The 24,488-nt window shown below is 46.2% G+C and carries 26 protein-coding genes; 11 read left to right on the top strand and 15 right to left on the bottom strand.

The window, feature by feature from the left end:
• Positions 1–102: 102 nt before the first annotated feature.
• Complete coding sequence (locus T497_RS0104450; RefSeq protein WP_028514577.1) at positions 103–321, top strand: DUF378 domain-containing protein; 219 nt, start codon at positions 103–105, stop codon at positions 319–321.
• 111 nt (positions 322–432) lie between these two features.
• Here the strand turns inward: T497_RS0104450 and rpsR are convergent, their stop codons facing one another.
• From rpsR to T497_RS0104430, 4 genes are all read right to left on the bottom strand, one after another.
• Positions 433–675 (bottom strand): 30S ribosomal protein S18, encoded by a 243-nt coding sequence (gene rpsR / locus T497_RS0104445; RefSeq protein WP_019680929.1) that lies wholly within the window; start codon positions 673–675, stop codon positions 433–435.
• Positions 676–714: 39 nt separating this feature from the next.
• Positions 715–1,230, bottom strand: a complete 516-nt coding sequence (locus T497_RS0104440; RefSeq protein WP_028514576.1) for a single-stranded DNA-binding protein — start codon at positions 1,228–1,230, stop codon at positions 715–717.
• 29 nt (positions 1,231–1,259) lie between these two features.
• A complete protein-coding gene (gene rpsF / locus T497_RS0104435) occupies positions 1,260–1,556 on the bottom strand; it encodes a 30S ribosomal protein S6 (protein ID WP_028514575.1) in 297 nt (98 codons plus the stop codon).
• A 251-nt stretch (positions 1,557–1,807) separates the two neighbouring features.
• Entirely contained in the window at positions 1,808–2,443 is a 636-nt protein-coding gene (locus tag T497_RS0104430) for a hypothetical protein (RefSeq protein ID WP_028514574.1), read from the bottom strand.
• Positions 2,444–2,671: 228 nt separating this feature from the next.
• Here T497_RS0104430 and T497_RS0104425 point away from each other — a divergent pair, with 228 nt between their 5' ends.
• The 7 genes from T497_RS0104425 (at position 2,672) to T497_RS0104395 (ending at position 9,519) form a co-directional block, all read left to right on the top strand.
• Complete coding sequence (locus T497_RS0104425) at positions 2,672–3,880, top strand: cation:proton antiporter (RefSeq protein ID WP_028514573.1); 1,209 nt, start codon at positions 2,672–2,674, stop codon at positions 3,878–3,880.
• Positions 3,881–4,063: 183 nt separating this feature from the next.
• Positions 4,064–4,540, top strand: coding sequence for a 2-C-methyl-D-erythritol 2,4-cyclodiphosphate synthase (gene ispF / locus T497_RS0104420; protein ID WP_028514572.1), 477 nt, complete (start codon positions 4,064–4,066; stop codon positions 4,538–4,540).
• Positions 4,541–4,551: 11 nt separating this feature from the next.
• Positions 4,552–4,860, top strand: a complete 309-nt coding sequence (locus T497_RS0104415) for a GIY-YIG nuclease family protein (protein WP_028514571.1) — start codon at positions 4,552–4,554, stop codon at positions 4,858–4,860.
• A 13-nt stretch (positions 4,861–4,873) separates the two neighbouring features.
• Positions 4,874–6,121 (top strand): GTPase HflX, encoded by a 1,248-nt coding sequence (gene hflX / locus T497_RS0104410; RefSeq protein ID WP_028514570.1) that lies wholly within the window; start codon positions 4,874–4,876, stop codon positions 6,119–6,121.
• A 313-nt stretch (positions 6,122–6,434) separates the two neighbouring features.
• On the top strand, positions 6,435–7,715 hold the full coding sequence (locus T497_RS0104405; RefSeq protein ID WP_037324461.1) for an aminotransferase class I/II-fold pyridoxal phosphate-dependent enzyme: 1,281 nt from the start codon (positions 6,435–6,437) through the stop codon (positions 7,713–7,715).
• A gap of 168 nt (positions 7,716–7,883) precedes the next feature.
• Complete coding sequence (locus T497_RS0104400; protein ID WP_028514568.1) at positions 7,884–8,225, top strand: phenylpyruvate tautomerase MIF-related protein; 342 nt, start codon at positions 7,884–7,886, stop codon at positions 8,223–8,225.
• A 10-nt stretch (positions 8,226–8,235) separates the two neighbouring features.
• Positions 8,236–9,519, top strand: a complete 1,284-nt coding sequence (locus tag T497_RS0104395) for a dockerin type I repeat-containing protein (RefSeq protein WP_028514567.1) — start codon at positions 8,236–8,238, stop codon at positions 9,517–9,519.
• Between the two features lie 122 nt (positions 9,520–9,641).
• Here the strand turns inward: T497_RS0104395 and T497_RS0104390 are convergent, their stop codons facing one another.
• The 7 genes from T497_RS0104390 to T497_RS0104360 all read right to left on the bottom strand — a co-directional run bounded on the left by T497_RS0104390 (position 9,642) and on the right by T497_RS0104360 (position 16,603).
• Positions 9,642–10,286 (bottom strand): HAD family hydrolase, encoded by a 645-nt coding sequence (locus tag T497_RS0104390; RefSeq protein ID WP_051530528.1) that lies wholly within the window; start codon positions 10,284–10,286, stop codon positions 9,642–9,644.
• 2 nt (positions 10,287–10,288) lie between these two features.
• On the bottom strand, positions 10,289–11,161 hold the full coding sequence (hslO, locus tag T497_RS0104385; protein ID WP_028514565.1) for an Hsp33 family molecular chaperone HslO: 873 nt from the start codon (positions 11,159–11,161) through the stop codon (positions 10,289–10,291).
• Positions 11,162–11,174: 13 nt separating this feature from the next.
• A complete protein-coding gene (locus T497_RS0104380; RefSeq protein ID WP_028514564.1) occupies positions 11,175–11,942 on the bottom strand; it encodes a class I SAM-dependent DNA methyltransferase in 768 nt (255 codons plus the stop codon).
• 93 nt (positions 11,943–12,035) lie between these two features.
• Positions 12,036–13,022 carry a hypothetical protein gene (locus T497_RS0104375; protein ID WP_028514563.1) on the bottom strand — a complete coding sequence of 329 codons (987 nt, stop codon included), beginning with the start codon at positions 13,020–13,022 and terminating at the stop codon, positions 12,036–12,038.
• 87 nt (positions 13,023–13,109) lie between these two features.
• Entirely contained in the window at positions 13,110–15,872 is a 2,763-nt protein-coding gene (gene secA, locus T497_RS0104370) for a preprotein translocase subunit SecA (RefSeq protein WP_028514562.1), read from the bottom strand.
• A 204-nt stretch (positions 15,873–16,076) separates the two neighbouring features.
• Positions 16,077–16,319: a hypothetical protein gene (locus tag T497_RS0104365; protein ID WP_028514561.1), complete on the bottom strand. Its 243-nt coding sequence runs from the start codon at positions 16,317–16,319 to the stop codon at positions 16,077–16,079.
• A gap of 14 nt (positions 16,320–16,333) precedes the next feature.
• Positions 16,334–16,603, bottom strand: a complete 270-nt coding sequence (locus T497_RS0104360) for a hypothetical protein (protein ID WP_028514560.1) — start codon at positions 16,601–16,603, stop codon at positions 16,334–16,336.
• A gap of 159 nt (positions 16,604–16,762) precedes the next feature.
• Between T497_RS0104360 and T497_RS0104355 the strand changes: the two genes are divergently transcribed.
• Together T497_RS0104355 and T497_RS0104350 are read left to right on the top strand one after the other, a co-directional pair.
• The gene (locus tag T497_RS0104355; RefSeq protein WP_028514559.1) at positions 16,763–17,302 is read left to right on the top strand and encodes a 4'-phosphopantetheinyl transferase family protein; all 540 of its coding nucleotides are present in this window, start codon (positions 16,763–16,765) and stop codon (positions 17,300–17,302) included.
• Positions 17,303–17,486: 184 nt separating this feature from the next.
• Entirely contained in the window at positions 17,487–17,732 is a 246-nt protein-coding gene (locus T497_RS0104350) for an IreB family regulatory phosphoprotein (RefSeq protein WP_024860721.1), read from the top strand.
• A 76-nt stretch (positions 17,733–17,808) separates the two neighbouring features.
• Here the strand turns inward: T497_RS0104350 and T497_RS0104345 are convergent, their stop codons facing one another.
• Positions 17,809–18,063 (bottom strand): TIGR03905 family TSCPD domain-containing protein, encoded by a 255-nt coding sequence (locus T497_RS0104345; protein ID WP_028514558.1) that lies wholly within the window; start codon positions 18,061–18,063, stop codon positions 17,809–17,811.
• Between the two features lie 198 nt (positions 18,064–18,261).
• Here T497_RS0104345 and T497_RS15815 point away from each other — a divergent pair, with 198 nt between their 5' ends.
• Positions 18,262–19,260, top strand: coding sequence for a glycoside hydrolase family 25 protein (locus T497_RS15815; RefSeq protein ID WP_051530527.1), 999 nt, complete (start codon positions 18,262–18,264; stop codon positions 19,258–19,260).
• Positions 19,261–19,293: 33 nt separating this feature from the next.
• Here the strand turns inward: T497_RS15815 and T497_RS0104335 are convergent, their stop codons facing one another.
• From T497_RS0104335 to T497_RS0104325, 3 genes are all read right to left on the bottom strand, one after another.
• Positions 19,294–20,028 carry an N-acetylmuramoyl-L-alanine amidase gene (locus T497_RS0104335; protein ID WP_028514557.1) on the bottom strand — a complete coding sequence of 245 codons (735 nt, stop codon included), beginning with the start codon at positions 20,026–20,028 and terminating at the stop codon, positions 19,294–19,296.
• Positions 20,029–20,126: 98 nt separating this feature from the next.
• Positions 20,127–23,990: a leucine-rich repeat protein gene (locus T497_RS0104330; protein ID WP_028514556.1), complete on the bottom strand. Its 3,864-nt coding sequence runs from the start codon at positions 23,988–23,990 to the stop codon at positions 20,127–20,129.
• 235 nt (positions 23,991–24,225) lie between these two features.
• Entirely contained in the window at positions 24,226–24,411 is a 186-nt protein-coding gene (locus T497_RS0104325) for a hypothetical protein (RefSeq protein WP_028514555.1), read from the bottom strand.
• Positions 24,412–24,488 lie beyond the last annotated feature (77 nt).

Raw genomic sequence — 24,488 nt, 5'->3', positions numbered from 1 at the left:
GCGGCGATAATAGCTTTGTACCGCTGAAACGCGGCATGAGCCGAAATCAGTGGTCGTCGGCGCATGAGCGCCGTAAATCCCGAACAAAGAGGTGTTCTCAATATGTGGGACAAATTAGCTCTTATTCTTCTGATAATCGGAGGAATAAACTGGGGATTAGTCGGTATTTTCGAGTTTGATATGGTAGCATGGCTTTTCGGCGGCGCAGGAAGCGTCATCAGCCGTGCAGTCTACATTCTCGTAGCGATCTCGGCAGTATGGTGTATATCTCTTCTCTTCCGCAAGGACGAGGAGCTCGCCGTACAGAATATCGACCGATAGACCTGAACACGCTCCTTTAACGATGCCGTAAGGAGCGGATACATATGATAAAACGTCAGAATATATGAATATGCAAAAAGGGAGGCTTAATGCCTCCCTTGAATTTATGAATTAGTCGCTGATATAAGGAAGCAGAGCGATGTGTCTTGCTCTCTTGATAGCAACTGTGAGCTCACGCTGGTGGTAAGCGCAAGTGCCTGTTACACGTCTTGGAAGAATCTTAGCTCTCTCTGTCATGCACTTTCTGAGCTTAGCGAGATCCTTATAATCGATCTTCTCGATTCTGTCAGCGCAGAACATACAAACCTTCTTGCGTGGCTTCTTCGCAGGACGGGAATTTCTTTCCTTTTCCATGACTTTTCCTCCTATCGTAATAAAGTAAAGTTAGTTCACTCAGAACGGTACGTCGCCGTCACTGAGTATTTCCTCGAAATCGCTGAGGTTGCCGTAAGACATACTGTCATTAGCTGCGGGCTGCTGTGGAGCTGCCTGCTGCGGAGGAGCAGAATAATTGTTATTGTAATTGTTCTGGGGAGCGCTGTAGCCGCCGTTGTTATAACCGCCGCCGTTGCCGCCGCTTTCGCCCTTGCCGCCTACGAACTCAACATTATCCACCTGCACATCTGTAGTGTAGTGTGTAACGTCCGGGTGGTTCTTATCCTGATAGTTGTTATTTCTGAGAGTACCCTCAACACAAATGAGTTTACCCTTATTGAAATATCTTGATACGAACTCAGCAGTCTGTCTCCATGCGGTGCAGCTGATGAAATCAGCCTGTCTCTCACCTGTGTTCTTGTCGGCAAATCTTCTGTCGCAAGCCACTGTGAATCTGCAAGAAGCGATACCGCTCTGAGTCTGTCTCAGCTCAGGATCGGCAGTAAGCCTTCCAATTAAAATTACCTTATTCATCTGAGCGCCTCCTAAATAATGAAGTAGAATTATTCAACAACTGTTACGAGTGAACGAAGAACGCCGTCTGCGATGTTGAGACGTCTTGAAAGCTCAGCAGGATAATCAGGCTGTGACTGGAATGTATAGATCACATAGTAGCCCTCTGTCTCGTCCTCGATAGGATATGCAAGCTTGCGCTTACCCCAATCCTCGTTGACTTCAACAGCTTCGGCGTGACGCTCGATTCTCTCCTTGAACTTCTCTACGAGAGCCTTCATAGGCTCCTCGCCGTTCTTGAGGCTGAAAACAACCATTACTTCATACTTAGCGGATACCTTTGCCATTTAGCACACCTCCTTCTGGGATCATGCCCGACAACTCACTGCGGGCAAGGATAATAGTACCTGTTTACACACGATACTCAAATATTATATCATTTCATTCAGAGCTTGTCAAGCGATTTTTAAAAAAAGTTGAGAGCTGAAAGTGCAGAGTTAAGAGTTTATGTGTTCGCTTCGCTCACATTATCTGAAATGCGACGTCAAAGGCGACTTTTTAACTCTCAACTCTCAGCTTTCAGCTCTCAACTATGATATCATTCGGAAAATATCTTTCCTTTATAGGCATAAGCCCCTGCTTCAAGCCAGCCGTGATCCGACAGCACATAATCGCTCTTATACTGCGTTGCGTCAAAGGTATCAGGCTCAAGGTCGGGACGCTTCACCAGAGAGAACATGAATCTGCCGTAGGAATCAAACACAATATTCCCCTCATCACTGAGACGGAAATCATGGTCTGTTCCGACAGCATAGGTAAATTCAAACTTGGCGCTCATAGGATCGGCGCTATTCTCCCATACATTCGTCTCGTGAAAGGTCATGCTGTCCTTTGCCTGCTCGCAGGTAAAGCTTGATATCCTGCCGTCGTATGCGCTCCAGTATTCCCCATGGCTTTCATCGAAGAATACGCAGAACTCCCCCTTGAACCTGTTGTCATATGTCAGGTCGGGGTTCATCTCCTCTGCCTCCTGTATCTCGTAAACGCCTCTTTCAAGCCTGATACTGCCGTCGGCAGAAGTGTTTGCGATAGTTTCGGGAGCTGTAGTTGTTGTGTCTGTAGCTGAGATAGTTTCTGTCATTTCCTGCATAACGGGCTCGGAATAGTCGCTGTCCAGCGAAGCACAGCCGCAAAGCAGTGTCAGCGTCAATGCCGATAAAATTATTTTTTTCATAGTATTGACCGTCCTTACATAAATTTGATTACTGTGTGAATTAGTTAATTTAAGCTATTATATCACATCATCTTCATATTTGCAACCCAATTCTTGCGGTTTTTCGCTAAAAAGTGCTGTTTTTCGGTCAGAACCGCAAAAAAGTTGACAACTGCAAGGTTTCATAGTATAATAAATGTATATGGGAGCATTTGTGCTCCCTTTATTTGCGAAAGGATATGAATATGAATGGCAACTTATGAGATTCTGAAGGACCTTGCGATAATTTTCATCTGCGCAAAGGGTGCGGGACTTCTTGCAAGACGGCTGAAAGCTCCTATGGTCGTGGGCGAGATAGTCGCAGGACTGCTTATCGGTCCCTGTCTGCTGGGCTGGGTGCAGCCTACTTCCTTTATCAAGCAAATGGCTGAGATAGGCGTTATACTCATTATGTTCTCGGCAGGACTTGAAACGAACCTTCAGGAAATGAAAAAATCGGGATTTGCGGCGTTCTTTATCGCCTGCGTGGGAGTTTTAGTACCGCTGATTGGCGGAAGTCTGCTTTATATGTGCGTTTACGGCTTCTCGGAGTTTGGCTCCGACGAGTTCTTTAAGGCAGTGTTCATTGGCTGTATAATGACAGCGACCTCCGTCGGCATAACCGTCGAGGTACTGAAGGAAATGGGCAAGCTGAAAAGCCGCGTGGGACAAACCATACTCAGCGCCGCTATCATCGACGACGTTATCGGTATCATCGTCCTCACCTTTGTACTCGGCTTCAAGGATCCCGACAGCAATACTCTCCTCGTTACGGGAAAGATACTGCTTTTCCTTGTGCTTTCACTGGTGATAGGCTTCGTTATCTACAAGGTGTTCAAGTTTTACGATGACAGACACGCTCACACAAGACGTATACCTATCATCGCTATAACCCTTTGCTTCATAATGGCGTATATTGCCGAGAAATACTTCGGTATCGCCGATATCACAGGCGCTTATATCGCAGGAATAATCCTCTGCAACGTCCGCGACGCCGAGTACATAGACCGCCGCGTAAATATCAACGGATATATGTTCTTTGCACCTATGTTTTTTGTAGGTATCGGTCTTGAAACCGACCTTAAAACCGTTGATTCAAGCATGATAGTGTTCTCAATAGGCTTTGTCTTGGTGGCAATGCTCAGCAAGATAATCGGCTGCGGACTTGCATCGAAATGCTTCAGGTACAGCTGGCTCGACTGCCTGAAAATAGGCGCAGGCATGATGACACGCGGCGAGGTAGCCCTCATTATCACAAACAAGGGACTTGGGCTTGGCATAATCGACTCGTCCTACTTTACGGCGGTAATACTGCTCATAATCGTATCAAGCATCGTTACGCCTATAATTTTAAAGCTGCTTTTCGGAAAATCCCATGATGAAGCAGAAACAGCTGTTGAAACAAAAGCTAAATCATAATCAGTTCAGAGTTGAGAGTGTAGAGTTGAGAGTTATTGTGTTCGCTTCGCTCACATTATTTAAATTTTGTCGCCGCAGGCGACTCCATAACTTTCAACTCTCAATTCTCAACTCTCAACTTCATATTACACAATGCAATGAAAAATAAGTTTTAAACATAAAAGCCACGAAAAGGAGAAAAATATGTTCAGAATAGGTCACGGTTACGACGTTCACAAGCTGGTGGAGGGCAGAAAGCTCATTCTCGGCGGTATCGAGATACCTCACGTTACGGGGCTTCTCGGTCACTCAGACGCAGACGTTCTCGTTCACGCCATAATGGACGCCATGCTGGGCGCTCTCGCTATGGGCGACATCGGTCACCTCTTCCCCGACAACGACGACAGCTTCAAGGACGCCGACAGCATGAAGCTCATGGCTGAGGTTTGCCGCAGGATAAGAGCCGAGGGCTGGGAAATAGGCAACATCGACGCCACTATCATCGCTCAGGCTCCCAAGCTTGCTCCCCATATCATGGCTATGCGCGAGAATATCGCCAAGGTTTGCAGCTGCGACGTATCACAGATCAGCGTTAAGGCTACCACCGAGGAGCACCTTGGATTCACAGGCGAAAAGCTGGGTATGTCCGCTCATGCTGTAGCTCTCATGTGCAAAGCCTGAAATAGCTCCCGATGTACTACGTTTACATCATCAAATGTGAGGGAGACCTGCTCTACACGGGCATAACCACCGACGTTGACCGCCGAATGGACGAGCATGAACGCAGAACTCCCAAAGGCGCAAAGTTCACGCGCTCCCACAAATTCCTGTCCCTTGAAGCTCTCTGGAGCTGCGGCGACAGAAGTCTCGCTTCAAAGCTGGAATACCGCATAAAACAGCTCACAAAAGCGCAAAAGCTCAGGCTTATTGCGGATAATTCATGCTTTTCGGAGCTGATACGCTCCGAAAACGCCGAGCTTTACTGCCGAGAAATAATCTGACAAGGAGTACCATATGTACGAAAACAAGACCGACGACATTCCCGTAAAAGCAGTCCTCGCCTGTGTTGATACAGGCGAATTTGACGCCGAGGTCTCCATAGCCGAGCTTGAAGAGCTTGCGACCACAGCAAATGCAGATGTGGTGGGCTCTATAATACAGAAGCGCCCTGCCTACGACTCCGCCACCTGTATGGGCGCAGGCAGACTGGAAGAGCTGAAAGAACAGCTCGAAGCTCTCGGCGCTGAGCTTGTCATCTTCGACCACGAGCTTACGGGAGTTCAGGTGCGCAATATCGAGGAGATACTGGACGTCTGGGTTATCGACAGAACTACGCTGATACTGGATATTTTCGCTCAGAGAGCCCGTACAAAAGAGGGCAAGCTGCAAGTTGAGCTCGCTCAGCAGAAGTACAGACTCCCCCGTCTAACGGGCATGGGTACTGCCCTTTCGAGACTTGGCGGCGGTATCGGCACAAGAGGTCCCGGTGAAACAAAGCTGGAGACCGACAAGCGCCATATCCGCAAGCGTATAAGCTACCTTGAAGCAGAGCTTGAGGAGCTGAAAAAGCACCGTAACTTCTCACGGTCACGCCGCAAAAAGGACGGCGTTCTCTGCGCGGCTATAGTGGGCTATACAAACGTTGGCAAGTCCACACTGCTGAACGCTCTCACCGACGCAGGAGTTCTCGCGGAGAACAAGCTCTTTGCAACACTGGATATCACCTCCCGTTCGATAGAGCTCCCCGACGGCAGAAGCGTCATGCTCATAGATACGGTAGGACTTATCAGGAGACTTCCCCATAATCTGGTGGAAGCCTTCAAGTCAACTCTTGAAGAAGCGGCGGCGGCGGATATTATCCTCAATGTGCAGGACCTCTCCTCTCCTGAGATAAAGGAACAGGCAGAGGTAACGGCAAGCCTGCTGAATGAGCTGGGCTGTGAGGGCATACCGCAGATATACGTCATGAACAAGGCTGACGCCGCCCCCTTTACGGATACTGTTTTCGAGGACGACCACACTGTTATGATAAGTGCCAAGGAGCGCACGGGCTTCGATAAGCTCCTGCAATGCATAATGAAGAATCTCCCCGAGACCGCAAAGCGCATGAAGCTCCTTATCCCCTACGACAAGGGAGCATTTCTCGGCAGGATAAGACAGGACGGCAAGATATTCTCCGAGGAATACGCCGAAAACGGCACTCTCATCGACGCACTTGTGGACGTAAAGCTCATAAAAGAGGCGGAAAGCTACAAGGTCTGAGTACTTTTCCGCGAAAATGCGTTGACACACTGGCGCAAACAAGCTATAATGTGTGTAGGGGCGGCGTTTCGCCGCCCGTTAAGGGACGCCCTCTCTTGCAGGGCGTCCCTCTCCCGAAAACAATTCACTGGATTGTTTTCGGGATTCACCCTTGCGGAGCGCTTCGTAACTTCAGGGCTCTGCCCTGAAACCCGCAAGGGCTGTCTGCCCTTGACCTGACCAGAGGCGCCGCCTCTGGACTCCGCCAAAGGAACACAGTCCCTTTGGAATCCCGTTCATGGGTTCATCAAGTTATTAATCGAAAGGATAAAACATGAATAATAAGATAAACGACTTATACGGCTTCGACAGCAAACTCGCAGATCTTGCCGCTCAGGCAGAAAAAAACTGCGCAGAAGCCTTCGCAAGAATAGATTCAAACGCCGAATACTGCGGCGCAAAGGTCCTCAAGGCTTTCTCCGACAACAAGGTCAGCGAGCCCTGCTTCTACGGCTCAACAGGCTACGGCTACGGAGATATGGGACGTGAGGTCATAGACAAGGTCTTCGCACAGGCTCTCGGCGCTGAGGACGCTCTGGTGCGCTTCAACTTCGTTTCGGGCACTCACGCTCTTTCCGTTGCGCTTTTCGGAGTTCTCCGCACAGGCGACAAGATAGTTTCCATAACAGGCAAGCCCTACGATACCCTTGAAGAAGTCATCGGCATCAGCGGCGACAAGGGAAACGGCTCTCTCATGGACTACGGCGTGGAGTACGGACAAGTCGACCTGAACGCTGACGGCACTCCCAAGCTGGACGAGATAACCGAAGCCGTAAAGGGCGCAAAGGTCGCTTACATACAGCGTTCACGTGGCTATTCTCTCCGCGGAGCTTTCACCATTGCCGACATTGAGAAGATGATAAATGCCGCTAAGAAAGGCAATCCCGATATCATCGTAATGGTAGACAACTGCTACGGTGAGTTCGTTGAGGACAGAGAGCCTACTGCTGTAGGCGCTGACGTCATCATCGGCTCCCTTATCAAGAACGCAGGCGGCGGTATCGCCCGTACAGGCGGATATATCGCTGGTCGTGCCGACCTTGTGGAGCTCTGCTCCTATCGTCTCACCTGCGTTGGCATGGGCAAGGAGGTCGGCTGTACTCTCGGCATGAACCGCGAAATGCTCATGGGAATATTCTTCGCTCCCGACGTTGTAGCAAATGCTATCAAGACCTGCACCTTTGCAAGCGAGCTGTTCACACTTCTGGGCTTTGAATGCTCACCGCGTAAGGACGAGCCGAGAGGAGATATCATCACCGCTGTAAAGCTTGGCGACGAGGAACACCTCTGCGCATTCTGCCGCGGAATACAGAAAGGCGCTCCTGTTGATTCATTCGTAACTCCCGAGCCATGGGATATGCCAGGCTATTCAAGTCAGGTAATCATGGCGGCAGGCGCATTCACAAACGGAGCTTCTATCGAGCTCTCCGCAGACGCTCCCCTCCGCGAGCCATACGCAGTATGGATGCAGGGCGGCATAACCTACACAAGCGGCAAGCTGGGCGTAATGCTTGCGGCTCAGGAAATGCTTTCAGAGGGACTTATAGAAATATGAACCGTAATTCAGCGCAGGAAAAATTATCCTGTAGGGGCTGATGCCCACATCAGCCCGTCAACTAACATCATCATAATATCGGGGCGATGTGGACATCGTCCCCTATACAACAGGCTAACGGCTAATAGCTAATGGCTAAAGGCTAAAAAACAATGAGGAGGATCTATTATGCCATTCATCAACGTCAAAACCAACGTATCTGTTTCCGAGGAGCAGAAAACATCTATCAAATCCGCTATGGGACGCGCTATCACAGCTATCCCCGGCAAGTCCGAGGGCTGGCTCATGGTGGGTATCGAGCCTGAGTACGACTTGTGGTTCAAGGGCGAGAGCGCTCCTGCCGCTATGGTGGAGGTATCTATCTACGGAAGCGCTTCTTCCAATGCGCTGACCACTCTCACAAGCCACATCACAGGCATTCTCACAGACAATATCGGCATACCGTCAGACCGCGTGTACGTGAAGTACACCAGCACCAACGACTGGGGCTGGAACGGCTCTAATTTCTGAGGTGACGGGTATGAAGCTTAGTAAACTTTGCGGACTTCTCACAGCGGCTGTTATAAGCGCTTCTTCGCTTACTGTAGCCAATATCGGCGATAAAAGCTTCTACGCCTCCGCTGAGGAATGGTGCTTTGCAGGAGAGACCTGCGAGCCCCTCCACGATACTTCCCGTGACGTCCAGAAAGAGGGCGTTGGCAATCCGCTGAATTTCGGCGAGAGAAATACTCCTGCGGACGCTTCTACAGCTGAGATACGCGCTATCAACCACAAAATGACCGTTCAGGAGGTCAAGTACGCTCTCTACAAGGAAATTGACGAGCACTGGGACCTCATTTCCACACGTCTGGGACAGACTGACCGTGAAAAGATGTATGCTCTGTTCCTGGGACTGGGCTCCCGTGAGTCCACTCTCGGCGAGGGCAAGATAGGCTCCGACCACGAGACCGCCTACGAGGACGGCTGGGGAGTAAACTCCGCCCACGCATACGGCACCTTGCAGACCGCTGTTACGGCTTTCAAGGACTGCGATCCAAAGTTCATGCCCGAGGACAACGTCCCCGAGATGTTCCAGTATTCCTTTACGGAGTCAAACTTCTATGACTGTATCATCTCCAATCACATGGGTATCAGAAAGATACTCCACTTTGCGGAGATATGCATAGACGAGCAGGATATGCACGACTATCAGGTAGTAAGAAACAGTCTCAAGGGCTTCAATACGGGCTGGTGCACAAAGGCTGAGGACGACGGTGCTTACGCTACCTACGCTGACGAGATTTGTGCAATGGCGCAGTTCTACTACTATGAGGGGCACCTCTACGACAACGTATTCACATGGACATCTGCCAACGGCGATAAAATAAACAAGTACCGTACCGCTGACCGCTGGGACTGGTGGGGCGACGGTGTTCCAAGCATGGCTCCGATAGCTGAAAAGCAGGAACCTGCTACAACTACAACGACTACAACCACTACTTCCACAACAACTACTACAACTTCAGAAACAACAACTTCATCTGTCACCACTACATCAACTACATCAGGCGGCAGCGAAAAAAGAGTTTACGGCGACGCAAACTGCGACGGTGCTGTAGATATGTCGGATGTCGTACTTATCATGCAGTATCTTGCCAACCCCAACAAATTCGGCTTCGAGGGTACTGACAGCAAGCACCTGACAGAAAAAGGAGCGGATAATGCAGACGTTGATACTTCAAGCAAGGGTATCACCGCAAATGACGCCCTGCGCATACAGGAGTATCTGCTCCATAAGGTGACAACTCTTGAACCTGAGAAATAAACAGCAAAGCCGCTGCAATTGCAGCGGCTTTTTTTAATATCACATTAAGGGACGCCTTCACTTGCAAGGCGTTCAATAAAACGGTAAACTTCGGGACGTCGGGGACGCCGTCCCCTACACTATTATTTCAATATGATATCTGCAATATCAGAAGCTCTTTCCGCAATGTAGTCCGCGCCCTCGGCTTCCAGCTCGGCGCGTCCGCGGAATCCCCACGCACAGCCGATACTCATGATTCCTACGTTCTTCGCAGTCTGAACATCCACATTGCTGTCGCCTATCATGTACACGCGGTTCTCCTCGTCGGGCAGAGCCGCAAATATCTCGATAAGTATTGCGCTGTCGGGCTTATGCGGTCTGTAATCCACGCCGCCCAGCACCTTTATGAAATCAATATCGGGAAGAAGCTCCCATACTATCTCCCTCGCAACATCTTCGGGCTTATTGGTGGCGACTGCAAGGACAACTCCCCTGCTCTGGAGCTTTTCGAGAGTCTCCTTTATGCCGTCATACAGCCTTGTCTTGTCAAGATAATGGGCGCTGTAATACTCCTTGAACAAGCCGTGGAGCTCCGCCGCCTTGTCCTTTTTGCCCTCGGGAAGTGCTCTCTCGCAGAGCTTTTTTGCGCCGTTTCCCACCATTTTCTTGTAGGCTGCGTAATCGTGTGTGGGACAGCCAAGCTTTTCAAGTCCGTAATTTACCGCGTCGCCAAGGTCGTAAATGGTATCGGCAAGAGTTCCGTCAAGGTCGAATATGGCTGTTATCATGCTCATTCACCTATAAGCTTTCTTATCTCGTCGGGAGTGAAAACGTACTCCCTGCCGCAGAAATGACAGCTTACCGCAGTATCCTTGCCCTCGTCGGCTATGGACTTCAGCTCGTCCTTTCCTATGCTTATGAGGACACGCTCTGTGCGCTCGCGGCTGCAATCGCACTTGTATACAGGGTGAGCAGTATCAAGTTCGTTTGGCTCAAGTCCCTCAAGGAGCATATTTGCTATCTCCTCGGGAGTTATTCCCTCGTCAAGCATAGCCGATACGGGACGTATCTTCGCAACGTTTTTCTCGATAGTGTCTATACACTTTTCGTCTGCAAAGGGCAGGAGCTGCACAAGGAAGCCGCCTGCTGCCTTTACTGTAAGGTCGGGATTCACAAGGACTCCGAGGCTGCAAACTGTGGGTATCTGCTCGCTGGTAGCGTAGTAGCTTGCGATATCCTCGGCAATCTCGCCTGATACGAGAGGGATAACGCCTACATATGGCTCTTTAAGTCCCATGTCCTTGACAACGGACAGAGTACCGTCCCTGCCGACTGCTCCGCCAACGTCAAGCTTGCCCTGCGCATTCAGCGGGAGCTCCACAACAGGATTGTTCACGCAGCTCTTTACGTTTCCCCTGCTGTCGGCAACTGCCACAAGCTGTCCCGAGGGACCGCCGCCGTCAACGCGGAGAGTTACGCTGTCCTCCTCGCCTTTCAGCATATAACCGATAAGTGAAGCGCCTATGGTAAGCCTTCCAAGACCTGCTGTGATGACTGCTGAGGTCTTGTGTATGCGCTCTATTTCCGAAACTATATCCTTAGCGTCAAGAACAGCCGCAAAAGCTGAACCGTCCGCTGAAATTGCCCTGTATAAATTACCCATTTTCCTTATCCTTTCACTTTTTCTGCCCGTTTCTGATACATCTTGCAGCGTAGACTATACGCTGGGAATCAGACCTCGGCAGCTCAAATGTATCGTCGCCGTACTTGCCCAGCACCTCAAAGCCGCATTCGTCAAGAAGCCTTTCGATATCGCCCTCGCTGAATGCTCTCTCGGAAAGGCTGTCGGAGCTTCGTGAGTAAAGTCCGTTTTCCTCTCTCTCGAAGAACTCCAGATTCATCTTGACTTCAAGAGTGTCGATATCAAGGGTGTTCTCCCAGACGCAGTAGACGTTTTCCGTCTCATAGGTAAAGGTATTGTTTGCCAACACAACGCGGTGCTTGTAGGGAGTATTCACGTCAAAAATGAAAATCCCGTCCTGCTCCGAGAACAGAGCCACGCTTTTGAACACCTTTTTCACGTCATCAAGACCTGCAAGGTGGTTGATACTGTCAAGAGCACATACAGTCACATCTACCGTACCATAGAGGTCCAGCTCACGCATATCCTGACAGATATATTGTATGTCAAGTCCGCTGTCGAACTTCTTGTCCATAGCTATGCCCAGCATTTCCTCTGAGTAATCCACGCCTATGACGTCATAGCCAAGCCCTGCCATTACCTCCGAGATACTTCCCGTACCGCAGGCAAGGTCAAGGAGGATATTGTCCTTTGTGGTCTTGAATCGCTTGATGATACTGTGGAAGTATTCTCCGCGCTTTTTATAGTCGATATTCGCTGTAAGCTCGTCATAGTACCGCGCAAACGCACTGTATCTGCTCATAATAATATCTCCATTTTATCAATGTCAAACAAAGGGCTGCACCATGTCGGCGCAGCCCGCTTCTGTTATTCAGCAAAGCCGAAGTGCAGATAGTTATTCTTCATTTGGTTCTTCTGATGTTGGCTGAGTGTTTTCACCTACAAGATTGCCCTCGCTGTCACGAGTCTCTCTTGATATCTCAGTGCCGTTCTCATCGTAGTTGATATAGTCGATGAGGATATCACCGTTGCTTGTATACTGGTGGATATATTCTCTGAGCACAAGCTTGTTCTGAGCGTTCCACTCAAAGGACTTCTTCTCATACTCTATCTTGTCCTCTTTCTTGTCGAGAACGATGAGTCTGTTTGAAGCTGTATCCTTCTTTATCTCATATTTAAGAGCATTGAGCTCTTCCCAGCTTTCATACTTGCCCTTTTCGGGATCATACTTGAAGTACTTGCCCGATGTATTGAGCTCGTCTTCCTTTTCCTTTACAAAGAGGTCAGGATATCCGTCGCCGTCGTAGTCTGCCTTTTCAAGGAAATCGTTGATAGTCTTGTTGGAGTTCTTTTCAAGCTTTTCCTTTATCTCGGCAGTATCAACGCTGAGAGTCTGACAAGAGCGGCTCTTTCCGTCGCTGTAAGGACGTATCACCTCGATCTTATCGGGCTTGTCGCTCTTGAAATCGAATGTGACAGAGCTGTAGTCCTTATGATCGTATGTTGCAGGCTCTGTAGTAGGCTGCTGTGTTGAAGAAGCAGAAGTTGTAGTTCTTGAAGTAGATCTCGGAGCTGTAGGTACAACTCTTGTAGTTCCGTGAACTGTGCTGTTTCCGCCCGAAGCTCTTGTAACTACTCGTCCTGTTGCCTTTGCAGCAGTAGTAGTAGTTCCCGATATCTTTTCACCGGTTTTTTTAGTAGTGGTGGTCTTTTTATCGTCATCATCTGTGGTTGTGCCTGTCTCAGATGTCATTACCTCCTTAGTTGTAGAAGAAGCCGTACCTGAAACTATCTCGATATGGCTGTCGACCTCAGAGACCTTGACTTTACCGCAGCCCGCTAAAAGTGCGAGAAGAACAACGGGAAGAATATACTTTTTCATAATGTCACCTCATAAAACCTTTCTTTCTCTTTAAAAAAAGCCTTTCATGCCGAAAGGGGCGATAGCCGCCCCCTCTCGGTAATGGTATCACTTGCTTTCCATATCCTTAGCCTTGCAGCACTTTTTATACTTTTTGCCGCTTCCGCATGGGCATGGATCATTATCGCCGATCTTCTTTGCACGTACAGGCTCGTCAGAGAAGCTTCCGTCACCTGCTCCAGCGTTTGGAGCGTCAGGCTTGGCAACCTGCTCACGCTCGGGAGCTTCGTTTCTCTGGAGCTTAACAGTAAGGAGCATACGGATAGTATCCTCACGGATAGCCTCGACCATAGCGTCGAACATCTCAAAGCCCTCGTAACGGTACTCGATAACAGGGTTCTTCTGACCGTATGAACGGAGTCCGATACCCTTCTTGAGCTCTTCCATGTCGTCGATGTGAGCCATCCACTTTGTATCAACGACCTTGAGGAGGATAACTCTTTCGAGCTCACGCATGATCTCTGAGCCGTATTCCTCTTCCTTAGCCTGATATATCTCGCCAGCCTTGGTGCTGAGAGCGTTTACGATATCCTCCTTGGATACCTCCTGAAGCTCCTCATCAGTGAATGTGAGGTCCTCAGGACCGATGAGCCAGCCGAGGAAGTGCTCTTTGAGTCCGACAATGTTCCAGTCGTCCTTGACCTCGTCATCAACGAGGTAGGTATCAACAGTAGATGTGATGAGGTCTTCCATCATCTTGAGGATGCTCTCGTGGAGATCCTCGCCGTCGAGGACCTGAGCTCTCTGCTTGTAGATTATCTCACGCTGTGTATTCATAACGTCGTCGTAGTTGAGGACGTTCTTTCTTATGCTGAAGTTCTGTCCCTCGACCTTCTTCTGTGAGGACTCGATTATCTTTGTGAGCATCTTGCTCTCGATAGGAGTATTCTCATCAACGTTGAGAGTCTTCATAAGATTTTCAAGACGGTCGCCTGCGAAGATACGCATGAGGTTATCCTCAATTGAGAGGAAGAAGCAGCTTTCGCCCTCGTCGCCCTGACGTCCTGAACGTCCGCGGAGCTGATTATCGATACGGCGTGACTCGTGACGCTCTGTACCGAGGATATAGAGTCCGCCTGCTTCCTTGACTGCAACAGCCTTTTCCTTTACCTCTGCGTTGAATTTATCATAAAGCTCACGGTAGAGCTTTCTTGCTTCGATAACTTCCTGTACATCTGTATCAGCGAAGCCGATAGCCTCGGTGATTATCTCCTCTGGTATCTCGCGCTTTCTCAGCTCTGCTCTTGCAAGGAACTCAGCGTTACCGCCCAGCATGATATCGGTACCACGTCCAGCCATGTTGGTTGCGATGGTAACAGCGCCGTACTTACCTGCCTGAGCAACGATCTCAGCTTCCTTAGCGTGCTGCTTAGCATTGAGTACCTCGTGCTTGATGCCCTTTCTCTTGAGCATAGCGGAGAGGAGCTCGGACTTTTCGATAGAAACAGTACCAACGAGGATAGGCTGTCCCTTGTCGTGGCACTCCTTTATCTTCTCGATGATAGCGGCATACTTGCCCTTTTCTGTTGTATATACCTGATCGTTATGGTCGATACGGATAACAGGCTTGTTAGTCGGTATAGCGATAACGTCGAGCTTGTATATCTCCTTGAACTCGTCCTCTTCGGTCATGGCAGTACCTGTCATACCTGAGAGCTTTGTGTAAAGACGGAAGAAGTTCTGGAAGGTGATAGTAGCCAGAGTCTTTGACTCGCTCTTTATCTTAACGCCTTCCTTAGCCTCGATAGCCTGGTGGAGGCCGTCGTTGAAACGACGTCCCATCATAAGACGTCCTGTGAACTCGTCAACGATAATGATCTCGCCGTCCTTGACAACGTAATCGATATCGTTCTTCATAACGCCGTTAGCCTTGATAGCCTGATTGATGTGGTGGAGGAGAGTCATATTCTCGGAATCCATAAGGTTCTCGACTCTGAATGCCTGCTCAGCCTTCTTAACGCCGCGCTGTGTGATAGTAGCGGTCTTAGCCTTTTCGTCGATGATATAGTCAGCAGTATCGTTGATAGCGTCCTGGTCTACCTTGTCGTCCATTTCAACGACTGTAGTAGCAGTAAGTGTCTTTGCAAAGCGGTCAACGATAGCATAAAGGTCCGTGGACTTGTCTCCGCGTCCCGAAATGATAAGCGGAGTACGAGCCTCGTCGATGAGGATAGAGTCTACCTCGTCCACGATAGCGAAGTTGGGAGCACGCTGAACGCGCTCTTCCTTGTGGGTTACCATGTTGTCACGGAGGTAATCGAAGCCCAGCTCGTTGTTTGTAGCGTAGGTTACGTCGCAGTTATAAGCTGCACGGCGCTGGTCGTTGTTAAGTCCGTGGAGGATACAGCCGACTGTAAGTCCCAGCCAGCGGAGAACCTTGCCCATTTCCTCAGCCTGTGTCTTAGCGAGGTAGTCGTTTACGGTAACGACATGAACGCCCAGACCTGAGAGAGCATTAAGATAAGAAGCAACGCAGGCAACGAGAGTTTTACCTTCACCTGTCTTCATCTCGGCGATACGTCCCTGATGAAGAACGATAGCACCGATGATCTGTACAGGGTAAGGCTTCTTCTCGAGTACACGCCAAGCGGCTTCTCTTACGGTAGCAAGAGCCTCGGGGAGGATATCGTCGAGAGTCTCGCCGTCCTCCAGTCTCTCCTTGAATTCAGCGGTCTTGCCCTTGAGCTCTGCGTCGGAGAGTTTCTGATACTCCTCGTCCAGATCGAGGACTTTATTTTTAATAGGTTCGATACGCTTGAGCTCGCGGTTGGAGTAAGCGTTCGCACCGAAAATGTTCTTGAATAAACCCATTTTTGCTTTCCGCCTTTACTTTATTATAGTGTAAGTATGATAAATCATATAAGTAGACATAATATATTTTACAACAAACGACATTGTTTGTCAATACCCATAATATAAATAGCGGACAATGTCCGCTATTTCAACAAAAATGCGTGTTTCGGTCAAAGAGCTTGTGCTATTTTTACGCATTTAAGGCATACATGATAGCTTTGGTCAGCCGATCTTTCCCACTCCCTGCGCTGTTTCGCAGCAGGAAGAAAACATATCTGCCGCTGCATTGGCTAAGGAATTCAGGATAAGCAATATCCCTGCTATCAGCACTGCAAGTATGATGAGCACTATTTTGACCGCCTTTTTGATCGTCTCCTTGTCCTCTTCTGCTGTTTTAGAGGGATCAATAAATGCCAAAGCCACCCATATCCCGATTATCACAAGGGTTATTACGATAAACAGCATATTATCCTCTCCTTTCAGCCTATTCTACCGCAGGTCTGTATCTCATTAAAGCATGATTCTAAAACACCCTCTATAATTAATTCTGAAATGAATTGAAGAATAACCGCAGCAAAGAATAAAACAACATAACCAATACATATAACAGCCAAAGCCAAAAGAACTATACCTGTGATCCTTACGCTTAACTTTTTAGAAACACAAAGCATACAAAGACCAACTATCATCATAATTAAAAGCAATAAACAAAATAATAGCAGCGGTAAACCCATTTCTGTATTTATCATATTTTCCCTCCTTGAAATGCATGAGCTTTCTTTATGCTATTATAATACCATCAGAAGCTCCCGTGCACAAGGTGTCATTTGTCACTTTTTCAGTGACATTTGTCACTGTTTCACTTGTAATCGGGCTGCCGAAATGATATAATATTAGCGGTGATAATTATGCTTATGATATCAATGATAGACTTGGATAAACGCGAATTTCACAGCCACGCGCATAAAATGCTTCGGGAGTGTCTCCGCAAAATGGGCATAGAATACGGCGATGCTACGCCAATCGTCAAAGGCAGGCTGGGCAAGCCCTCTCTTGCGGAATATCCCGATGTACACTACAATCTCTCCCATGCAAGCGGTATTGCCGCCTGTATGGTCTCGGACCGTGAATGCGGCATAGACTGCGAGAGCGTCCGCGATTTCCGTCCCAATGTTATGAAACGGGCTTTTTCGGAAAAGGAACGTGAAATGGTTGAAAAAGCTCCCGAAAATGAGAAAAATCTGCTGTTTTTCCGCCTGTGGACTCTCAAAGAAGCCTATGTAAAAGCGCTCGGCGTGGGTATCTCCTACCCTATGGATACGGCGGAGTTCAGCTTTGACGGTGAAAACATCATTACCGATATCGAAAACTGCCGTTTCCGCCAGTTTATACTCAAAAACGGCAGCTTTGTAGTCTCGGTATGCGAGATCAATAACGGAGACAATTGACATTTTTGTGGAACATCGGGGCAATATGACTTTTTTCGCGGTGCTCAGGCTGTGCAAAATCCCTAAATTCAACGGGGAATTTCGTTCAAATCGGGAAAAATTCCGTTCTGCCCTTGCATTGCCGCTGATTTTAGGGTATAATATTCTTATATAAATGTATTCCAAGCAGCGGGAGGCTGATATTATGTTTGATAAAACCATGACTTTTTCCGTAAATGAGGACAAAGAAGCTGAACTCAAAAAGAATCTCACTATCATATACGACGCTCTCACAGAAAAGGGCTATAACCCCGTAAATCAGATAGTAGGCTATATTCTTTCGGAAGATCCTACATACATCACGACTTACAACAACGCAAGAAGTCTTATCCGTCACATCGACCGCGATGAGCTTTTGCAGGTTCTGGTAAGGTCTTATCTCAACGCATAAAATTAAGGACGGTCAATGACCGTCCTTTTTTAATGCATTATTAAGGACGCCCGAGGGCGTCCTTTCTGAGTTCTGCTCACTTCTGTGCTTCATAAGCCTCACGAACAGCCACACACAGCTGGTCTGCGCATGAAGTGGGGCGCTGACCGCAGGTGTTGCCCTTGAGCTTTGCCTCTATCTGCTCAACGGTCCAGCCGTCAAGAACCTTCGACAGTGCCTTGAGATTTCCGTTGCAGCCGCCGCGAAAAGCGATATTTGTGATGACGTTCCCGTCGATATTGAAGCTTATCTCCTGAGAACAGACCATTTTTGTCTTGTATTTGTACTCCATATTTATCTCTCCTGTAATAAAATTGTTTCTGTAATAATAATTTTATACTATAAGGCAGGGCTTGTCAATGGAAATAAGATGATTTTTCAGTGAAAACGCCCTATAGTGACGAAATTGTAAGAATTTTGAGGTTTACAAACTGCGAAAAATGTGGTATTATATACTTACAGACAAATAAAATCTATAAAGGAGAATAAAATGGCAGACAACAAAAGACGTATACGCTTCAAGAGCATAGCTCTGGTAGAAGCTGTTATAATCCTGATACTTACACTCCTGCTGATATGGGCGGCATTTATCCGCGGCAGAGATAAGGCAGTCCCTGCAAATGCCAGCGTTAAAAAAGACATACGCAGGAGAGCTGTAATAGAAAAAGAGGAAACATTCTACCAGCTTGACGGCAAGAAAATACTCATGAACGACGGTACATACGGCGAGGTCTTCGTCCCTGTTTATGCGGACGTTCCTGCCAGCACTATAAACCTTGACGAGCTCACCATGCGAAACGGCTACGCCTATTACAAGGAAAACGGCGAGGTGGTATCCACTACGGGAGTCGATGTTTCCGAGTTTCAGGGCGAGATAGACTGGGAACAGGTAAAGCAGGCTGATATAGACTTTGCATTCATACGCGTGGGCTACCGTACATACGGCGACGGAATAGTTACCTATGATTCGGCTTTCCAGCGCAATATCGAGGGAGCTCTCGACGCAGGCATAAAGGTGGGAGTTTACTTCTACTCGCAGGCTACCGACGCCGACGAGGCTATAGCAGAAGCCGACGCAGTCATCGACGCACTTGCCGATTATAAGATAACATACCCCGTGGTCTACGACTGGGAGATAGTTCACGACGCAGCAAGAACCGATAATGTCAGTGTAGAAGCTCTTGCGGACTGCTGTGTGGCATTCTGCGAAAGAGTAAAGAACTCGGGATATACTCCTATGGTATATCAGAATACGGGAACAGCCATGCACAAGCTTGACCTGCCGAGGATAAAGGACTACGACTTCTGGCTCGCCGAGTACGCTGAAAAGCCCTCTTACTACTATGACTTCAAGATATGGCAGTACTCCAATACGGGTAGAGTCCCCGGTATTGAGGGCGATGTCGACCTTAACATATGCTTCCGCCCATACGACGGCAAGATAAAAAAGACCGAGAAAAATACAGATAAAAAAGCAGAAGAGAACTAAATATTAAAAAAGGGAGCAAATATGCTCCCTTTTTTATTTCTTTCGGTTCACGAAGTCGCTTATGCCTGTATACAGCGTAAATGCCACCTTTTCCCGATAATCCTCAGTGGACAGCATAGCCGCCTCTTCGGGATTCGACAGGAATCCGCACTCCGCCATTACCGTGGGGTTCTCGCTGTAATAGCACAGGAAGAGCTCCTTGCCGCAGAGCTTTATCTCTCGGTTATTGTCAGACTGCAGAAGCTCCCTGAATCGGCTCTGGAGCGCACGTGCAAGGGCTTCGCTGTTTTTGTTGCTGTTGGAGTAGAACATCTGAGCGCCGCTGTATTTGGCGTCCGTGAACTGGTTCTGATGTATGGACAGGCACAGAGCGTTGTCCGTTTCATTGAAGATCGCCAGTCTGTTGTCCATATCGGAACTCTTTTGCTCTGCAATGCCCACTATCCCCTCATCGTGGATAGACCTATCTGTGTCGCGGGTGACCTTGACCTCGTAGCCGTTTATCTCCAGCAAATCACGAAGCCGAAGCAGTATATCAAGATTTATGCCCTTCTCGGGTACTCCCTCCGCCGACGTGCAGCCGCCGTCTATGCCGCCATGCCCTGCGTCAAGGACGATTATCGGCTTCTCGTTGTCAAGGTCTGTCAGCGCTGTCGGCAGGGCGCCGTTCTCTGCTCTCTCTGCAATACGTGAAGCTCCGTACAGTGTGAACAGCGCACAGCCGCATAAAAGTGCTCCGCTGACTATCTTTCTGTGTGTTTTTCTCATATCTTGGTCTCCTTTTTTCGATATTTGGTCAGTGAATTATATGAGAAAATCACACTATATATGCCAAAACTCCGACCAATCGGTCGGAGTTTTAAATATTAAGTCAATGATGGAATAAGTCCTAAAAGATACTGCTGTATACGAAGCGCATCATTTACAGTAAGACCGTCTCCGTCAGAATCAGCATATCCAAATCCGCTTACAGTAATATGCTTGGGATCCGTACCTTCTATGCCATACTTATTTGGATTTGCAAGTGCCTGCATTATCAATACAACGTCTGACATATCTATCTCTCCGTCGCCGTTAGCGTCGCCCTTAACTCCGGGTGCAACGTTATATGTTGTAATTTTAAGAGCATCAGGAGTTCCAAATGTCTTTGTTATGGTATCGTTTATTGCTTCACTTACAAAGATAAACGCCCATTTTTCATTTTCATCAGGTAAATACGAGAATGAAACCACTCCGTCGCCATTAGCAGTCTGCTGGTCAAAGAACCTTACATTCTCTCTGTCAAGAAGCTCATCAGCAGAACCGTTGACTGTTTTGTCGTCATTTACTGCAATAAATACACACTCTGAATCAGGAGCAACCTTTGTAGTTACAACTGCTGTTGTTGTAGTTGTTGTCTTTGCTGTTGTCGTTTTAACCGCTGTGGTTGTTACAACAGGGGCATCAAGAGCCTTGAAAGGATTACCGTATTTCTTTGCATAAGCTTCTGCTGAAGAGCCTTTATAGCCCCATATAATAGTGCTTTTTGGTACTACTTTTTCTTTTAGATCACAATTATAGTTAAAGATCACTATTTCTTTAAGTGTATCACAATCGAATGCACTTGCACCTATCTCTGTAACACTTTTGGGTATAGTTACAGAAGTAAGCCTTGTGCTATAGAAAGCATCTTTTCCTATTATTTCCAAACTGTCAGGGAGATTGATATTAGTTAATGCAGTGACTTGAAATGCAGATGCTCCAATCGATTTCAAATTTTTTGAGAAACGAACATTTTTAATTTCTTCTTGACCACAAAAAAATAAATCATTAATATTAGTAACTCCATCATTCATTATTAACGTCTCAACAGGTGAATCCCAAAATGGCTGACAACCGCTCTCATTCGTAATGTCACCGTTTATTATAACTGTTTTCAGTTTTGGACAAGATCTGAAAGACCAGTACATCGAGTTTACAGAAGCAGGAATATTAATACTTTTTATTCCGATTCCACCAAACGCATCATCTCCTATTTTTTCAAGTCCCTCGTTCAAAGTAACACTTGTTAGATCACTACAGCCGTAAAAAGCTCGTTCCTCTATCGTTTTTAATTTGGGAGACATAATAATTTTCTGCAATCCGGTATACCTAAAAGCGCAGTATTTAATTTCTTTAAAATTATAAGAAAAATCAAATTTTGTAAGCTTGGAACAACCGCTAAACGCATAAGGACCTATTTTTTTCAAATAATAAGTTCCTTCTATTTCCTTGAGGTTTTCACAACCCACAAACGCATTATAATCTAATTCTTCAAAATCTGATAATGTGACTTTTTTCAAATTGTTACTTTCATTAAAAGTTGTAGGTAAAACTTTACCATTATTTCCAATAAACTCGACTTCTTCTATATTGAAACCCAGCTTTGCAGAAGGGTTCACCTCTACACCATTACCTATTTGAAGCTTTTTTATTGTTTTGATTCCCTTTTTTCCAAGCTCAGTTCTTAACTTATATTCATATAAGGTTCCAGAGCCTGTAACATCACATTCCCCGTTTGACCAATATGTAAAAGTGACATCATCATATACGGTATCACCCAGAAGATTTGTTCTTGGGTAACCACATTTTCCGATTATAGGATAGGATATGCCTTCATCTGGATCAACGCTGTCAGCATCGATATCTATTACCACCTCATATTCATTCGCTTTGTTAAGAGTGGGATCCCAATCCTTGCCTACACGAACAAGTGCAGCTTTATTATCAGGAGATTTTACAGTTATGCAATACTCCTCATCTGTAAGCAGCTTGTCCTTAACCCAGAGTGCTGCGTTTCCATTTTCATCTGTAAGTATATCATTTTTATTATCATCAACGAATTTTTCACTATCGGAAATATACTTTCCGCTATAAATTGAAGCTCCGCTTACAGGTTTTGTGATTTCTTTTCCTTTATCATCAGTAATTACCTCTTTAACGTGGAGAATAATTTTATGGCTTAAATTATCGCATGGACCATCGTAAACAATTCCATTGCTGATATGTGCTTCATCAACTTTAAGCTCCGTTTCTAATCCAGCTTCTATTTTTGACTTATCATCATCTTCATCAAAACAATCAACTCCCAAAAGCTCTAAATGTCCGGTCACTCTAACAAAAAAAGATGTTGTCCGCGATATGCAATCATTGCAATCATGTCGAACATAATCATTATTAACACTCTCAGAGTTTTCCAATTTGATCTTTATACCTATTTCGGGTTCTATGCTTAATCGACATATTTTTGACCATACAACATTAATACCACTATCAAGGCCAAAGCTTATTTCTAATGTAACCGCCCAATTAGCTGACGTATATTCAGGTTCTTCTTCCTCTCGTTTTGTAATTTTAGTTTCAACATACGGAATACAATAGAAATCATATGTACTTGATGATGTTAATGTAATTTCACCTATAGCTTTGATATTAAGCACAGGTTCAGATGAAAATGAAATAGGACAACCTTTGATACCTATTTTACCTAAATGAATTGTTTTTTGGAAATCAGCTTCTATTTCAAATGTAGTTTTAAATGTAATATCACCATTCAATATATTTACAAATGATGTAAAATATACTTCAACATTAATCTCTACAGCTATATCTAAATAAGCCTTACCGCTTATAGACGAATCTTTTGTTTCTGCATCCAGTAAATTAAATCTAAAATATCCTGTCAGTGTAGTTTTAGGAACTATCAAATCGTCTATTTCACTTGGAAAAGGTTTCCTTTTAATTCCATTCTGACTATCTGCTGACTTTACCGGCGGCTCTGAAAGTACTTCGCAGCTTACACTATCCTCGCTGTCATTTGCTGTATATACTCCCTCTACATCGCCAGTATATTCAGAAGAATCAAACTTTATAAAATCAACAAGTTCATGTATATCCACATTCTGCTTTTTTATAGTAGCTTTTGTTCCGTCTATACTTATACTGTCGACTCTAAAAATATCCATATCATCAGGAGTATAAATCAAAACGTCCTGACCTTCCTTAACATCCTTTATCTTGTCGATATTATCAAACAAATACGTATCAGAATCATCGTTTTCTATGATCGTATCCTTTGTATCATCAGAATATACTTTAATACACTCATTTTTTGTTACCATGAAATTATAGTCATCATTTTCAGCAAATCTAATGACTCTATTTTCATCAAAATTATCAGGCTTTTTTTCAATTACATCCTGAACGGCTTTTGTACACTTCTCGTAAGTACATGGATTTGTAAGCGGTTCATTGAACTGTCCAACCATAAACGCCTTTATCATATAATAATTTGGAAGTCCGTCAGGTTTCTTTATTACTGTCTGAGTATTAACACCTGCCGCTGCATCTGTTGTGACAGAAGTGTACAATTGCGTTCCTTCATCATTATAAAATCCAACAAAAATTGTACTGTCATTTTTTGCTGTATAATCAATGAAAAGATATTCTTTATTTCTGTCATATTCCAACTTATAAACAGCGTATTCACTATTTTGTTTTTCTTCATTTTCCTTTGCAAGATTTTGCACCTCATTTGGCATGAGAGTACCTAAGATTCCTCCGCTTATGACCTCAAAATCAGTATCCGTCGACGAAGTCGGGGAATCCTGTGGTGTTTCTGCAAAAGCTTCTGAATAGCTTACAGATAATGTTGTTATAGCTGTTACTGCAGAAGCAAGTAATGCTACGATTTTTCTTGTGATGTGTTTCATTTATACCTCCTATGATTATATTGATAAAATAATTATATTGTATCATCAAATACTTGTCAACTTTTTTATTGCTAATTCGCGCTTTTTTCATTCTTTTACACTACAGGCGGAATATTCCTATCATTGTATTTATTACTTTTTTGAACTATTTTCAAGCTCATTTGACATATATAACACAACTAAAGATAAAAAAGCTCCCACTCAGGGAGCTTTCAGCGCTAATTATGAACTATGTTTAAGTTGATTCGCCATGCCCTGCGTCAAGGACGATAATCGGCTTTTCGTTGTCAAGGTCTGTCAGTGCTGTCGGCAGGGCACCGTTTTCTGCTATTTCTGCAATACGTGAAGCTCCGTACAGCGTGAACAGCGCACAGCCGCACAGCAGTGCTCCGCTGACTATCTTTCTGTGTGTTTTTCTCATATCTTTTCTCCTTTTTTCGATATTTGGTCAGTGAATTATATGAGAAATTCTGAGAATATATGCAAAAACTCCGACCA

The sequence above is a fragment of the Ruminococcus flavefaciens MA2007 genome (assembly GCF_000621845.1).
GTDB classification, from domain to species: Bacteria; Bacillota; Clostridia; order Oscillospirales; family Ruminococcaceae; genus Ruminococcus; species Ruminococcus flavefaciens_E.
Note: the sequence above shows the minus strand (reverse complement) of the source record. Positions and strands in the feature narration are given on the sequence as shown.